Source organism: Pseudomonas sp. B8(2017), assembly GCF_002113575.1.
In the GTDB taxonomy this organism is placed as follows: Bacteria; Pseudomonadota; Gammaproteobacteria; order Pseudomonadales; family Pseudomonadaceae; genus Aquipseudomonas; species Aquipseudomonas putida_Z.
The window spans coordinates 173,054-187,680 of the sequence record NZ_NEIO01000008.1; the positions used below are offsets into that span (position 1 = coordinate 173,054).

13 protein-coding genes are annotated in these 14,627 nt (G+C 63.9%); 3 read left to right on the forward strand and 10 right to left on the reverse strand.

The window, feature by feature from the left end; all coding sequences use genetic code 11:
- The first annotated feature begins 107 nt into the window (after positions 1 to 107).
- Positions 108 to 1,391 carry a Zn-dependent hydrolase gene (locus CAG22_RS14515; protein ID WP_085692372.1) on the forward strand — a complete coding sequence of 428 codons (1,284 nt, stop codon included), beginning with the start codon at positions 108 to 110 and terminating at the stop codon, positions 1,389 to 1,391.
- 230 nt (positions 1,392 to 1,621) lie between these two features.
- On the opposite strand, the gene CAG22_RS14520 is transcribed toward CAG22_RS14515, so the two are convergent.
- From CAG22_RS14520 to nhaB, 5 genes are all read right to left on the reverse strand, one after another.
- Entirely contained in the window at positions 1,622 to 2,149 is a 528-nt protein-coding gene (locus CAG22_RS14520; protein ID WP_085692373.1) for an AAA family ATPase, read from the reverse strand.
- A gap of 34 nt (positions 2,150 to 2,183) precedes the next feature.
- Positions 2,184 to 3,143 (reverse strand): ribonuclease Z, encoded by a 960-nt coding sequence (locus tag CAG22_RS14525; RefSeq protein WP_085692374.1) that lies wholly within the window; start codon positions 3,141 to 3,143, stop codon positions 2,184 to 2,186.
- A 177-nt stretch (positions 3,144 to 3,320) separates the two neighbouring features.
- Positions 3,321 to 3,866, reverse strand: a complete 546-nt coding sequence (locus CAG22_RS14530; protein WP_085692375.1) for a lipocalin family protein — start codon at positions 3,864 to 3,866, stop codon at positions 3,321 to 3,323.
- Between the two features lie 80 nt (positions 3,867 to 3,946).
- On the reverse strand, positions 3,947 to 4,561 hold the full coding sequence (locus tag CAG22_RS14535; protein ID WP_085692376.1) for a dihydrofolate reductase family protein: 615 nt from the start codon (positions 4,559 to 4,561) through the stop codon (positions 3,947 to 3,949).
- A gap of 203 nt (positions 4,562 to 4,764) precedes the next feature.
- A complete protein-coding gene (nhaB, locus tag CAG22_RS14540; protein ID WP_003258843.1) occupies positions 4,765 to 6,267 on the reverse strand; it encodes a sodium/proton antiporter NhaB in 1,503 nt (500 codons plus the stop codon).
- Positions 6,268 to 6,417: 150 nt separating this feature from the next.
- Here nhaB and CAG22_RS14545 point away from each other — a divergent pair, with 150 nt between their 5' ends.
- A complete protein-coding gene (locus CAG22_RS14545) occupies positions 6,418 to 7,230 on the forward strand; it encodes a crotonase/enoyl-CoA hydratase family protein (protein ID WP_013973305.1) in 813 nt (270 codons plus the stop codon).
- Positions 7,231 to 7,266: 36 nt separating this feature from the next.
- Positions 7,267 to 8,097 (forward strand): NAD(+) diphosphatase, encoded by an 831-nt coding sequence (gene nudC, locus CAG22_RS14550; RefSeq protein ID WP_085705661.1) that lies wholly within the window; start codon positions 7,267 to 7,269, stop codon positions 8,095 to 8,097.
- Here the strand turns inward: nudC and CAG22_RS14555 are convergent.
- The 5 genes from CAG22_RS14555 to CAG22_RS14575 form a co-directional block, all read right to left on the reverse strand.
- Positions 8,065 to 8,844 (reverse strand): TSUP family transporter, encoded by a 780-nt coding sequence (locus CAG22_RS14555; RefSeq protein ID WP_013973303.1) that lies wholly within the window; start codon positions 8,842 to 8,844, stop codon positions 8,065 to 8,067. The genes nudC and CAG22_RS14555 overlap by 33 nt on opposite strands.
- A gap of 119 nt (positions 8,845 to 8,963) precedes the next feature.
- Positions 8,964 to 9,905 carry an RHS repeat-associated core domain-containing protein gene (locus tag CAG22_RS14560; protein WP_256582427.1) on the reverse strand — a complete coding sequence of 314 codons (942 nt, stop codon included), beginning with the start codon at positions 9,903 to 9,905 and terminating at the stop codon, positions 8,964 to 8,966.
- Positions 9,906 to 10,023: 118 nt separating this feature from the next.
- On the reverse strand, positions 10,024 to 10,854 hold the full coding sequence (locus CAG22_RS14565) for an alpha/beta fold hydrolase (RefSeq protein WP_085590565.1): 831 nt from the start codon (positions 10,852 to 10,854) through the stop codon (positions 10,024 to 10,026).
- A gap of 239 nt (positions 10,855 to 11,093) precedes the next feature.
- Positions 11,094 to 12,383, reverse strand: coding sequence for an FAD-binding oxidoreductase (locus CAG22_RS14570; protein WP_085705663.1), 1,290 nt, complete (start codon positions 12,381 to 12,383; stop codon positions 11,094 to 11,096).
- A 232-nt stretch (positions 12,384 to 12,615) separates the two neighbouring features.
- Positions 12,616 to 14,571 carry a DNA topoisomerase III gene (locus CAG22_RS14575; RefSeq protein ID WP_085705664.1) on the reverse strand — a complete coding sequence of 652 codons (1,956 nt, stop codon included), beginning with the start codon at positions 14,569 to 14,571 and terminating at the stop codon, positions 12,616 to 12,618.
- Positions 14,572 to 14,627 lie beyond the last annotated feature (56 nt).

A 14,627-nucleotide genomic window follows, 5' to 3' on the forward strand; every position in this document is an offset into this window, starting at 1 on the left:
GCTCCCACAGGTACTGCACGGTTTTCCAGACCTGTGGTGATCCTGTGGGAGCGGGCATGCCCGCGAAGAGGCCGGCACAGACAACAAAAAGCCTGAAGGAGAAACCCGTGACCCCAGTCAAAGAGATCCTGAAGACCACCGCCCACCACATCGACAGCACCCGCCTGTGGCAGTCCCTGATGGACCTGGCCCGCCTCGGTGCCACAGCCAAAGGCGGCGTGTGCCGCCTGGCCCTGACCGACCTCGACCGCCAGGCCCGCGACCTGTTCGTGCAGTGGTGCGAGGCCGCCGGTTGCACGGTCAGCATCGACGCCGTCGGCAACATCTTCGCCCGTCGCCCGGGGCGTAACCCCAAGCTGCCCCCGGTGATGACCGGCAGCCATATCGACACCCAGCCCACCGGGGGCAAGTTCGACGGCTGCTTCGGGGTGATGGCTGGGCTGGAGGTGCTCCGCACCCTCAACGACCTGGGCATCGAAACCGAAGCACCGCTGGAAGTGGTGGTGTGGACCAACGAAGAAGGTTCGCGCTTTGCGCCGTGCATGATGGGTTCCGGGGTGTTCGCCGGCAAGTTCACCCTGGAGGAAACCCTGGCCAAGCGCGACGCCCAGGGTGTCAGCGTTGGCGAGGCGTTGAACGCCATCGGCTACGCCGGCCCGCGCGCCGTATCAGGCCACCCGGTGGGGGCCTATTTCGAAGCGCACATCGAGCAGGGCCCGATCCTCGAAGATCAGCGCAAGACCATCGGTGTGGTGCTGGGCGCGCTGGGCCAGAAGTGGTTCGACCTGACCCTGCGCGGTGTCGAGGCCCATGCCGGCCCTACGCCCATGCACCTGCGCAAGGACGCCCTGGTCGGCGCGGCGGCGGTGGTGGAGGCAGTCAACCGCACTGCCCTCGGCCACCAGCCCCATGCCTGTGGGACGGTGGGTTGCCTGCAGGCCTACCCGGGCTCGCGCAACGTGATCCCGGGCGAAGTGCGCATGACCCTGGATTTCCGTCATCTGGAGGGTGAGCAGCTGAATGCGATGATTGCCGATGTGCGCGCGGTGATCGAGGCGACCTGTGCCAGGCATGGGCTGAGCCACGAACTGGTACCCACAGCCGATTTCCCGGCGTTGTACTTCGACCAAGGGTGTGTCGATGCCGTGCGCGAATCGGCGCAGGCGCTGGGCCTGCCGCATATGGATATCGTCAGCGGCGCGGGGCACGACGCGATCTTCCTGGCCGAACTGGGGCCGGCGGGGATGATTTTCGTGCCGTGCGAGAACGGTATCAGCCATAACGAGATCGAGAACGCCACGCCCGAGGACCTGGCCGCGGGCTGCGCGGTGTTGCTGCGCGCGATGCTGGCGGCGTCGGAGGCGATTGCCAGTGGGCGGTTGGCGGCCTGAGCGGAGATAGAAGGCGCCTGCGCCGGCCCTATCGCCGGCAAGCCAGCTCCCACAGGTACTGCATATGCCCCAAAGGCCAGCTCCCACAGGTACTGCATATGCCCCAAAGGCCAGTTCCCACAGGGACTGCATATTCCCCACAGGTACTGCGTATGCCTCTGGGTCAGTTCCCACAGGATGCACTGGCCCTGAGGCATGTGCAGTACCTGTGGGAGCTGGCTTGCCGGCGATTAGGCCGGAACAGGCAATGAGAGGCTCGCCAGATACGCCGCAATCTGCCGCCCACCCCGCAAATGCACCACCGGTACCTGCGGCCCTGTGGCCTGGCGGCTCGCCTCGATCCCCGGCCGATACCCACGGTCGAACGTCCATACGAACTTCAAAAAGGTCAGAAACGCCCGGTCCAGCCGCTCGGTACATCCCGCCGGCAGGTCCGGTCGGGGCTTGTTCAGCACGCTGCGCAGGATCACCCGCTTGAGGCAGGTCAGTCTCGGCGTATCCAGCCAGATGACCAGGTCGGCCCGCGGCAGACGCAGGTCGAACGTGCGGCGGGCATAATTGCCTTCGCATACCCAAGCCTCCCCAGCCACCGCATCGCGCACGCGGGTACGGAAGGTCTGGGCATCCGGCTCGACCCAGCCGGTCTCCCAGAACAACGTATCGAGGTGCACCACCGGCACTCCCAAGCGTGCGCCTATCTGCCGGGCCAGGGTCGATTTGCCACTGCCGGCGTTGCCCAGAATCACGATGCGTTGCATGGCCAAGTCCTTTTGGAAAACCGGCCATGCTAAATCATCCGGCCGGTTCGAGACAGCCATCGCGCCCGATGTGATAGCGCTGCAGGTCCTGCGCCAGGGTCAGCTGCCCGCTGTAGTGGGCGAGGGCTTCGTCGCGCACGTTGTCGATGCTCGGGCTGCGCCGTGGGTCGTTCTGGTAGCGGGCGCTGAAGTGCGTCAGCACCAGGTTGCGCACGCCTGCAGCTTCGGCAAAGCGCGCCACTGCAGCCGCGGTGCTGTGGCCGAAGGTTACCCCCGTGCGCTCTACCACCGCCTGGGTGAACGTGGCTTCGTGCACCAGCACGTCCGCGCCCTTGGCGACGTCGGCCAACAATTCGGGGTTGTCGTTGTCGCCGCACACGATCACCCGCCGTGGCGGACGCGAAGGGCGCAAGTAGTCATTGCCGTGCAGCAACTGCCCGCCATGCTGCACCGTCAAGCCCTTGGCCATCTCGCCCCACAGCGGGCCGCGGGGGATGCCGTCGGCTTCCAGGCGCGGTATGTCCAGGCGCGGTTCGGGGTTGAGCTCGGTGAACACGAAGCCGACGCTCGGCACCCGGTGCGAAAGCTGCACGCTGGTCACTTGCAGGGCGTCACTGCGCCACTCGACCAGCTCTTCCACGGCCAGCAGGCGCAGTTCGAACGGCAGGAAGGTATCGCTGGCAACCAGCCCCTGGCGCACCCAGTCGTGCAGGGCGGCGGGCAGGACAAGGTCCAGTGGCTGGGTGCGCCCGCTCATGCCGGCGCTGGCCAGCAGGCCCGGCAGGCCGAAGCAATGGTCGCCGTGCACGTGGGTGATGAAGATGGCGCGCAAGTCGCGGATCGACAGCGGCGTATGCAGCAGCCGGTGCTGGGTGCCTTCGCCGCAGTCGATCAGGTACCAGTGGCTGCCACTGGCTTCGATCACTGCGGTGGCGCTGACATTGCGTGCCTTGGTCGGCACGCCGGCGGAGGTGCCCAGGAACAGCAAATCCATGGTCTGGCTCCTTGTTTCAGTCCAGCAGTGACGTCAGCACCAGCGGGCGGATGGGTGTCGGACGGATAAGGGGTGCAGGTAGCGGCGTGGTACTCAACGGGCTCGTTCCTTCGAGGTGGTAAGGGCGCACACCTTAGCCGGATTGCCGCATGTCGTCGATGGCCTGCCAGGTCTTGCCTACTCGGCCTGTCGCCAGATCAGCTTGCTGGTGTCATAGCCTTGCTCCCGGGCGATCGTCAGCAGTTGTTCGCGCAGCTGGTCGGTGACCGCGGGCGTGCGCGAAAGCAGCCACAGGTATTCGCGGTTCGGGTGGCCGACCAAGGCTACGCGGTAGTCCTGGTCGTGGTACAGCACCCAGTACTCGCCCTTGGTCAGGCCGGGCGCGAGGCGGCTGAACCAGTTGTCGAAGCGCACCCAGAGCTTGTCGGTGCTGCCCGGTTGCTGGGCTTCGGCGATGCCCTTGGCCTGGTTCCACTGGCCGCCCTTTTCCTGGCAGCGGTTGGTCACGTCGAGGCGGCCGTCCTCTCGCAGGCCATAGTGCGCTTCGGACTGCACGCAGTTGCGCTGGAAGAACATCGGCAACCGCGCGAGTTCGTACCAGGTGCCCTGGTAACGTTGCAGGTCGACCTGCTGGGTGCGCGGCGGCGCCGGGTGATCGTTGCCGGCGCAGCCGAGCAAGGCCAGGGTCATGCAGGAAAACAGCAACGTGGTGCGTAGCGCCATGGTGAACCTCCTTGATACGGACGGGGCTTACCTGTGTTTCGATGCGAGCGAGAGGCAAAAGTTGTACGCAATCGTGCCTTTCAGAACGAACCGGTCTGCACTTCGCCGGCACGCACGTAACGGGCGATGACCACGCCCTTGGGCGAAACCTGCGAGTGCTGCAGGGTGAAGGCCGCCGCTGCCGCATCGTCGCCGAACAGGCGCTTGCCGTGGCCGAGCAGCAACGGGTGGATCAGCAGTTGCAGTTCATCGACCAGGCCCGCCGCCAGCAGTTGCTGCACCAGATCGCTGCTGCCCTGGGTCAGCAGGTTGGCGCCGTCCTGTTGTTTCAGGTCGCGGACCGTTGCTGTGATGTCTGCGCCCAGGGCGTGGCTGTTGTGCCAGTCGAGGGTTGCCGGGGTGTGGGTGGCCACGTGCTTGGGCACGCTGTTGAACAGGTTGGCGATGGAGAAGTCTTCCGAGCTGTCTTTTACCTTTGGCCAGTAGCCGGCGAAGATGTCGTAGGTGCGCCGGCCCAGCAGCAACTCGAAGGGCTGGCTGAACAGGGCCTGCATGGCCTGGCCGAAGACTTCCTCGGCGTAGGGCACGATCCAGCCGCCGTAGGTGAAGCCGCCGCTGGTGTCTTCCTGCGGGCCGCCGGGGGCTTGCATGACACCGTCGAGGCTGATGAAGGCGGCTACGATGAGTTTGCGCATGGGGGCTCTCCTGTTGGCAGCCGGGGGTGGCTGGGGGCATGGGATAGTCGAATGGCAGGCAGCAGAATCGACAGGGCCTTGTGCTGTGTCTGCACTGGCCCTATCGCCGGCAAGCCAGCTCCCACAGGTACACCACAGTCCTTGAGTGCAGCGTAAAACCTGTGGGAGCTGGCTTGCCGGCGATAGGGCCGGTACAAGCTACATCACAGCCAGTAGGTCACCGCCCACCACCCCAGACCACCCATCACTACGGTATAGGGCAAGGCCATCCACACCATTCGCCCATACGACAGCCGTATCAGCGGCGCAATCGCCGAAGTCAGCAGGAACAGGAAGGCCGCCTGCCCATTCGGCGTCGCCACGCTCGGCAGGTTGGTGCCGGTGTTGATAGCCACCGCCAGCGTCTCGAAATGCTCGCGGCTCATGCTGCCATTGAGGAACGCCTGCTTCACCTCGGTGATGTAGATGGTGGCAACGAACACGTTGTCGCTGATCGCCGACAGCAGGCCGTTGGCCAGGTAAAGCATGCCCGGTTGCTGCTCGGCCGGCAGCGCCAGCACCCAGGCAATCAACGGGCTGAACAGTTGCTGCTGGTGAATCACCGCCACCACGGCGAAGAACACCACCAGCAAAGCGGTGAACGGCATGGCGTCCTGGAAGGCACGGCCCAGGCGGTGTTCGTCGGTAATGCCGGTGAATGCCGTGATCAGCACGATCACCATCAGGCCGATCAGGCCGACCTCGGCAACGTGCAGCCCCAGGCAGACGATCAGGATCAGTGCGGCGAACCCTTGCACCCACAGCGCGATGCGCTGGGCAGTGGTGCGTGCAGCATCGTCCTCGGCGGCGTAGGCGGCCAGTACCTGACGCACCGGCTCGGGCATCAACGTGCCGTAGCCGAACAGGCGCAACTTCTCCAGCAGCACGCAGGTCAGCAAGCCGGCGCCCAGCACCGGCAGTGACACCGGTGCCACCTTCAGGAAGAAATCGGCGAAGTGCCAGCCCATCTCATGGCCGATCAGCAGGTTCTGCGGCTCGCCCACCAGCGTGCACACGCCGCCCAGGGCGGTACCCACCGCGCCATGCATCAGCAGGCTGCGCAGGAAGGCGCGGAACTGGTCGAGGTCTTCACGGTGCAACTGTGCGACCTGCTGGTCGCTGTCCAGCGCACTGTCTTCGCGCGGGTTGGCCCCGGAGGCGACGCGGTGGTACACCGCATAGAAACCGACCGCGGCGCTGATGATCACGGCGGTCACGGTCAGCGCATCGAGAAACGCCGAGAGGAATGCCGACAGCACGCAGAACAGCAACGCCAGGATCGCCTTCGAACGCACCCCCAGCAGGATGCGCGAAAACAGGAACAGCAGCAGTTCCTTCATGAAGTGGATGCCCGCGACCATGAACATCAGCAGCAGGATCACCGGGAAGTTGTGCTGCAGCTCTTCGTACAGGGCTTGCGGGGTGGTCATCTGCAACAGCAGGGCTTCGACCAGCAGCAGGCCGCCAGGCATCAGCGGGTAGCACTTCAGGGCCATGCCCAGGGTGAAGATGAATTCGAGCACCAGTGCCCAGCCGGCAGCGACCGGGCCGACGGTCACCAGCAGCAGCGGGTTGAGCACCAGGAACAGGCAGATGACTGCCTTGTACCAAAGCGGCGACTGGCCCAGAAAGCTGTGGGCGAGGGCGCCGGTCAGGGAGCGCGACATGAATTTGTATCCTTATGATTCGGCGATGGCGCACGGTGCCGGATCAGCGCGTCTTAGGCAAGGCGTAAAGTCCCGTTTTTGGCACAAGTGCGGTCATCGGGGTGGGTTACCATCCGTGCCATGAACCCTTCACCCGCAGGAGTGCCGCCCGTGACCGAGTACAGCGCATTCAAGGTCGAACTGACCAACAGCATCGCCCACGTTCAGATCAACCGCCCGGACAAGCGCAATGCGATGAACGCGGCCTTCTGGGAGGAGATCATCGACATCTTCCAGTGGGTCGACGACACCGACGCGGTGCGGGCGGTTGTGATCAGCGGTGCCGGGAAGCATTTTTCCGCCGGTATCGACCTGATGATGCTGGCTTCGCTGGCCGGGCAGATGGGCAAGGACGTGGGCCGTAACGCACGCTTCCTGCGCAGCACCATCCTGCGCCTGCAGGCGTCGTTCAATGCCGTGGACAAATGCCGCAAGCCGGTACTGGCCGCGGTGCAGGGTTACTGCATTGGCGGCGCCATCGATCTGATCTCGGCCTGCGACATGCGCTACTGCAGCAGCGACGCGCAGTTCTCGATCAAGGAAATCGACATGGGCATGGCCGCCGATGTCGGCACACTGCAACGTTTGCCTCGTATCATCGGTGACGGCATGATGCGTGAGCTGGCTTTCACCGGGCGCAATGTCGAGGCCGAAGAGGCGCTGCGCATCGGCCTGGTCAACCGGGTCTATGATGATCAGGCCGCGCTGATGGACGGGGTCTTTGCCATCGCCGGCGAGATTGCCGCAAAATCGCCGATCGCCGTGGCCGGCACCAAGGAAATGCTCAGCTACATGCGTGACCATCGCATCGACGATGGCCTGGAGTACATCGCCACCTGGAACGCCGCGATGCTGCAGTCCGAAGACCTGCGCGTGGCGGTGGCAGCGCACATGAGCAAACAGAAACCGACGTTCGCCGACTGATCAGGCCGGGGGACGCGCAGTAAGGGAACCCCCGACATGTCAGCACGCTGGACTACCGCAGTACTCGACCCGCAGATCACCGGGGGGCTGGCCGTGGCCCGCAGCCCGGAAGGGTTCCTGGTGGACGACAACGGCGCGCTGTTCCCTCGCGACTGGCTCAAGCGCCAGGACCTCGACGTGCTGTGCGAGCACGGCATCGGCCACTTCGACGGCCAGCCGGTGTTCCTGCTGGAGCTGCGCAGCGCCACCGACGTGCCTGGCTGCGCCTGGCGCGGCCTGCGCGCGTTCATGCTCGAGGGTGACTTCGACACCTACAAAGTACTGGGCTATGCCGCGCAGATCGGCACCTGGGCCCGCGAGCACCGTTTCTGTGGCAGTTGCGGCCAGGCAATGACGCAGATCCGCTGGGAGCGGGCAATGTACTGCCAGCCTTGCGACCTGCGCAGCTACCCGCGCATTTCGCCAAGCATGATCGTGCTGGTGACCCGTGGCGACGAAATCCTGCTGGCGCGTTCGCCACGCTTCGTCACCGGGGTGTACAGCACCTTGGCAGGCTTTGCCGAGCCGGGCGAGTCGGCCGAGGACTGCCTGGTGCGCGAAGTGCGTGAAGAGGTGGCGGTGGAAGTGAGGAACATCCAGTACGTCGGCAGCCAGTGCTGGCCGTTCCCGCATTCGATGATGCTGGGCTTCCATGCCGAGTATGCCGGCGGCGATATCGTCATGCAGCCGGACGAGATCGAGGATGCCAAGTGGTTCAGCGTCCACGACCTGCCGCCGCTGCCGGCCGGGCGGTCGATTGCCCGCTACCTGATCGATCTGTACGTTGCGCGCCGCCTAGGCTTGGCCGAACCAGTGCTGCCACGCTAGGCGCACGGTCAATGCCAGCACCACGGTGATGAAAACCGGGCGGATGAACTTGCTGCCGCCACTGATCGCCGTGCGTGCGCCGAAGAAGGCGCCAACCATCACCGACAGGCCCATGCACAGGCCGACGATGTAGTCCACCTGCCCGGAAATGATGAACACCGTCAGCGCTGCGATGTTGCTGACGAAGTTCATGCTGCGCGCCACGCCGCTGGCACGGACCAGGTCGATGGGGTAGAGCAGCAGGGTGCTGACCGTCCAGAACGCCCCGGTACCCGGGCCGGCCACGCCGTCATAGAAGCCCAGGGTGAAGCCTTGCGGTACTTGCCACTTTTTCCTGATCGGCGCATCGGCATCCAGCGGCGCCTTGGGCGTGCCGCCGAACAGCAGGTAGACGCCACAGGCGAAGACGATCACCGGCAGCATCTTGTTCAGCCATTCGGCCGGCATGTAGTGGGCGATCACTGCACCGAGCAAAGCACCGACCAAGGTGGCGAACAATGCCGGGCGCCATTGCGCCGGGTGGAACAGCTTGCGCCTGTAGTAGGTGAAGCCGGCGGTGGCCGAGCCGAAGGTAGAGCTGAGCTTGTTGGTGCCCAGTACCAGGTGCGGCGGCATGCCGGCGGTGAGTAGCGCCGGGGTGGTGAGCAAGCCGCCACCGCCGGCGATGGCATCGATGAAACCGGCGACGAAGGCGACCAGGGCCAGGATCAGCAGGGTGAGGGGTTCTACGGTGAGTTCGAAGGGCATGGGGTTTGGGCGGATTCAGGAAAGGAGCCGGAGCGGGATTGCCGCTCCGAGAGCTCGGGATGGTAATGCTCACGCGCCAAGGTTGCCAGTGCCAGTTTTCAGGCCCGGTGACTGACGTTTTAGCGCAAGCTGCTGACGTGGTGTGCTTTTCTCATGTCTGAATTCAGTGAGGATAATGAGGGGAGAGGAGATATTGTTACTGGCTCGACAGGGATATAGACTTTTTCGATCATTGCCACTGTTTTGTTGAGTGCCTTCTGATATTTGTCAAATGCAAGGTACCATTGGTCTTCTTCATTCAGTATGATGACCAGATCAGGATTGGGGCTCCATGTTTCTAACCCTTCTGCCAATTGGTGCAGTTTTGCAGCCTGCTTCAAATGCTTTTTCCGAGTATATATGCTATCAAACCAATTCTTGAATTCGGCCAGCGGTGGGGTGCTCTCGGTGACTTCTTTAGCTGCGTTGTAATATTTGTTCTTGGCGGTAAATGATGAGCTCGGGGCGTCGCTTCCTCTATTGACCAGCCTCCTTAAATTCCGGAGCATGTGGCCTGACGGGTCAACGTTGTTCGTTGGATCACCCTCACAATAGGCATATGCGTTTCGCCCTCCGTTACCAAAAGGGCTCAAGGTGTCAGGTGAAAGAAATCGCATCAAAATGGCGCTGTAAGCACGGTATCCATTGCCAAGGAGGTAGTGGTATGTGAAACGATCACAACGTTGCCCGGTGTAACCCAGAACATTATAAATACGGCTGTGCCCATAAGCGCTGTAACTCAGGCTCTGAATGCAGTCTCGATGTGAACTTTCAACGATCGATGCCTGTGAGTTCACTGCGGTGAGCAGTGTTTCGTCAGATCGCTGCGCGAGTGGAGTATCCAGGGCTGAAAATAGCGTCACGGTTTTGTTATAACCATTGATCTGTGACAGGTGGTCTCTGTTGTAGAATAAGTACTGCTTTTTGTTTTCTGGCATGGTCGGGCTTCTGGCGTGGTAGGTAATGAGGTCACCTTTGGCCAAAATAGCCAGACGCGCTACTGTTAAATTTGCCAGTTGCAAGCATGATCCATGGATGAGTTGCCAGGCCAGCCCTATCGAAGGCAAGCCGGCTCCTGCTAAAGATGGCGAATCTCATAGGAGTGGGCTTGCCCGCGAATCGGCCGATCCTGCAATCACATCAGCTACGGATAAACGCCAGCAAATCCGCATTGATCACATCGGCATGGGTGGTCGGCATGCCATGCGGGTAGCCCTTGTAAGTCTTCAGCGTGCCATTGGGCAGCAGCTTCGCCGACAGCACCCCGGAGTTCTCATACGGCACGATCTGATCATCATCGCCGTGCATCACCAGCACCGGTTGCTGGATGCCCTTCAGGTCTTCGGTGAAGTCGGTCTGGGAAAACGCCACGATGCCATCGTAATGAGCCTTGGCACTGCCAATCATGCCCTGGCGCCACCAGTTGCCGATGATGCCTTCGCTGGCTTCGACGCCAGGGCGGTTGTAGCCGTAGAACGGCCCGGCCGGCACATCCCGGTAGAACTGCGCACGGTTGCTGGCAACCTGGGCCTGGAAGCCGTCGAACACCGATTTGGGCAGGCCACCAGGATTAGCGGGCGTCTGCACCATCAGTGGCGGTACGGCGGCGATCAGCACGGCCTTGGCCACCTTGTCTTCAGGGTGCCGTGCCATGTAGCGCACCACTTCACCGCCACCGGTCGAGTGGCCGACATGCACGGCGCCCTGGATGCCCAGGTGAGCGACGACCGCTGCCACATCGTCGGCGTAGTGGTCCATGTCGTGGCCGTCCCATACCTGGCTGGAGCGGCCATGGCCGCGGCGGTCGTGGGCGACCACGCGGTAACCATGGGCGAGGAAGAACAACAGCTGGGCATCCCAATCGTCGGCGCTGAGCGGCCAGCCGTGGTGGAAGTGGATGACCGGTGCGTCACGCGGGCCCCAGTCCTTGTAGAAGATCTGTACGCCGTCCTTCGTGGTTACATAGCTCATGGTCGGGTCTCCTGTGTGCAGGAAGCGAAGGGAGCTATTGAGAATAGGTGGTTTTTTCCTGGTGCTGGAATTTGTGGGGCACTCCCGGCCCTGCTCGGTCCCCTGTAGGAGCGGCCTTGTGTCGCGAAAGGGCTGCAAGGCAGCCCCAGGGTTTCAGCACAGATGCACACATTGCCGGGGCCGCTTTGCGGCCCTTTCGCGACACAAGGCCGCTCCCACAAGGAAGGGGCGTCAACCGATCAGACGCGGTCGCGCATCCGGTACCAGGCCTTGGCTGCAGCTTCCAGCGGTGCCGCCAGCAGATCGCCGCCGGGGAAGCGGCCGTTGTCGAGGCCTTGGTACAGCGTCAGCAGGTCGTCGTCGCCAAGAATGGCATCGCTGACCGCCCGCGCCGCCGCCAGTGTTGGTAGCACGCCATGGCCCGAGAACCCCTGCAGCCAGTAGCGCTGGCCCTCGCGACCGACATCCGGGGTGCGCTGGATGCTGCAGTCGATATGGCCGCCCCAGGCATAGTCGATGGCCACCCCGGCCAGCTGCGGGAACACCCGCTCCAGGTAAGGGCGGGTAGCGCTGGTGACATCTTTGGGAATACCGCCCAGGTAGGTGCAGCCGCCGCCGAACAGCAGGCGATGGTCCGGGGTGAGGCGGAAATAGTCGGGCACGAACTGGTTGTCGATCACGCAACTGTTGCGCGGCAGTAGCGATTGGGCGAAGTCGGCATTCAGCGGTGCGGTGGCTACCTGATAGGAGCCAACCGGCAACAGGCGGCGCGACAGGTTGCGGTCGAGGCGATCGATGTAGGCGTTGCAGGCCAGCACCAGCACCTGGCAGCGTACTTCGCCGCGGTCGGTACGGGCCACATAGCCGTCGCCGGCTTTCTGGTAGTCGAGCACCTGGCTCTGTTCGTAGATCCGCCCGCCAGCCGCCTCGATGGTGCTGGCCAGGCCCTGAGCCAGCTTCAGCGGGTTGAGGTGGGCGCCTTTGGCATCGTATAGCGCGGCCTGGTAGCGCGGGCTGTCGATCCATTGCGGCAGCTCGTCGCGGCCGATCAGGCGCAGGGCGTCGTAGCCCCATTTGTGTTCGGCCTCGTGCAGGGCTTCTTCCAGCATCTTCACCCGGCGCGGCAGCACGGCGGTCCACAGGCTGCCCAGCCGGTAGTCGATGTCGAAGCCATGGCGCTCGGGCAGTTCGCGCATTTCATCGGCGGCCCAGCACATGCTGGCCCACAGGCGTCGGGTGCGTTCGACGCCTAGGGCCTTTTCCAGCGGTGGCATGTCGCACGACCAGCCGAGCAGTGCCTGGCCGCCGTTGCGGCCGGACGCGGCCCAGGCCACGCGGCTGGCTTCCAGCAGCGTTACGCGCTTGCCGGCCTGGGTCAGGCGTAAGGCGGTATGCAGGCCGCTGAAGCCGGCGCCAATGATCAGGACTTCGGTGTCGTGGCTGCCTTGCAGGGTAGGGTGCAGGGGAATGCTGGCGGGGTAGGTCTGGGCGTAGTAGCTGGCGACGTGCTGGGCGGATTGTTTGAACATGCAGGGGGCTCATGAAATTTGTTTTGATTATTTTCATGAAAATTTAGCATTAAAAATTCATGGCGCCAGTATGTTGGTCAGGTTTTGTGGTTTTTCTGAATTCTCTGTATTCCTGGCCTGCCCTATCGCCGGCAAGCCAGCTCCCACAAGTCCTGCGCAGGTTTTGAAAGCTGTGTAGTACCTGTGGGAGCTGGCTTGCCGGCGATAGGGCCGTAATGACAGTGCAAAAGCCTCAGGTTGAAGCTTTTCTCTTGGGCTGCCGCGGCTTGCTGGCAGCCTTGCTTCCAGCCGCTTTACTCTTCCCACTCCCTCTACGCTTCTTCTTCCACGGCGGCGCAGCCCCCGCTGCCGGCCCGCTGATGGTCATGCGCATGCCGCTGCACCGTTCGACCAGCTTGCCCATCCATGCCGACTGCCGGGCGACGAACTCCTCCAGTGTCATCTCGCCACTCTGCACCATGTCCAGCGCCTGCTCCCAGATAGCCGTGGTGCCTGGGTCGGCGATGGCGCGTGGCACGGCGTCGATCAGGCTGAAGGCCGCAGGGGTGGCGGACAGCGCCTTGCCGTTCTTCACCAGGTAGCCGCGGTCAAGCAGGCCCTGGATGATGCTGGCGCGGGTGGCTTCGGTGCCGATACCGGTGGTTTCCTTCAGCTTCTGCTTCAACCGCGGGTCGTCCACCAGCTTGGCCACGTTCTTCATTGCCTTGATCAGGTCGCCTTCGGTAAACGGCTTGGGCGGCTGGGTCCACAGGTCTTTCAGTTGCAGGCCCTGCACTGTGCAGTCCTGGCCTTCGCGTAGCGCCGGCAGCACCTGGGCCGGTGGTGCATCGCGGCCCTTGGCCGGGGTCAGCGCCTCGGGCAGCGCACGGCGCCAGCCTGGTTCGACGATCTGCTTGCCTACGGCACGCAGGGCATGGCCGGCGCAGTCGAAGTCGGCCTGGGTACGGTCGTACTCGTGGTTGGGCAGGAACTGCGCCAGGTAGCGGGCGCGGATCAGGGTGTACACCGCCTTGTGCTTGGCCGGCAGGCGCGACGGGTCGCTGGCGGCGGCGGTGGGGATGATGCCGTGGTGGGCGCTGACCTTGGCATCGTTCCACGCCCGTGAGCGGCGTTGCGGCTCCAGGTAAGGCTGCAGCGGCGCCAGGCTGGCATCGGCCTGTTGCAGGGCGGCGAGGATGGCTGGCGCTTCGGCGTGCTGGCTTTGCGGCAGGTAGCCGCAGTCGCTGCGAGGGTAGGTGATCAGCTTGTGGGTTTCGTACAGGGCCTGGGCGATGTCGAGGGTTTCCTGGGCGCCGAGGCCGAACTTTTTCGAGCACAGCTCCTGCAGGGTGCCAAGGTCGAAGGGCAGGGGTGCCGCTTCACGCACGCGCTCGGTGGTCACCTTCACGGCCCGGGCAGTACCCGCAGTGCCGATGTCGGCGGCAGCCTGCTGCGCCAGGGCCTGGTTCAGGCAGCGGCCCTGGTCGTCGCAGGCGTCCTCGGGGGCGCGCCACTGGGCGTTGAAGCCAAAGCCTGCGTGTTCGAGCTGCACGTCGATGGCCCAGAACGGTACCGGCACGAAGTCGGCGATGCTGCGGTCGCGGTCGACCACCAGGCGCAAGGTGGGCGTTTGCACCCGGCCCACCGGCAGCACGCCCTGATAGCCCGACTGGCGGCCCAGCAGGGTGAAGAGCCGGCTCATGTTCATGCCGATCAGCCAGTCTGCGCGCGAACGGCCCAGCGCCGAGTGGTACAGGTTGAAGGTTTCGTGGCCCGGCAGCAGCCGCGCCAGGGCCTTGCGAATGGACGCGTCGTCCAGTGCCGACAGCCACAGGCGCTGCACCGGGCCGCGGTAGCGGCAATGCTCGACCAGTTCGCGGGCGATCATTTCGCCTTCGCGGTCGGCGTCGGTGGCGATCACCAGTTCGCGCGCTTCGCCGAGCAGGCGCTTGACTGCCTTGAACTGGCTGGCGGTCTTGGGCTTGACCAGCATCTTCCACTTTTCCGGGATGATCGGCAGGTCGGCCAGGTTCCAGCGCTTGTAGCGTTCGTCGTAGCTGTCGGGCGGGGCGGTTTCCAGCAGGTGGCCGATGCACCAGGTCACGCAGACGTCGGTACCTTGCCAGCAGCCATCGCCCTTGCGGTTGGCGCCGAGCACTTTGGCGATGTCTTTTGCCTGGGAGGGTTTTTCGCAGAGGAACAGGCGCATGGCCGGGGACGCTTCATCGGGGGTGATGGGCGATAGGATGCGCAAGCGAGGGCGCG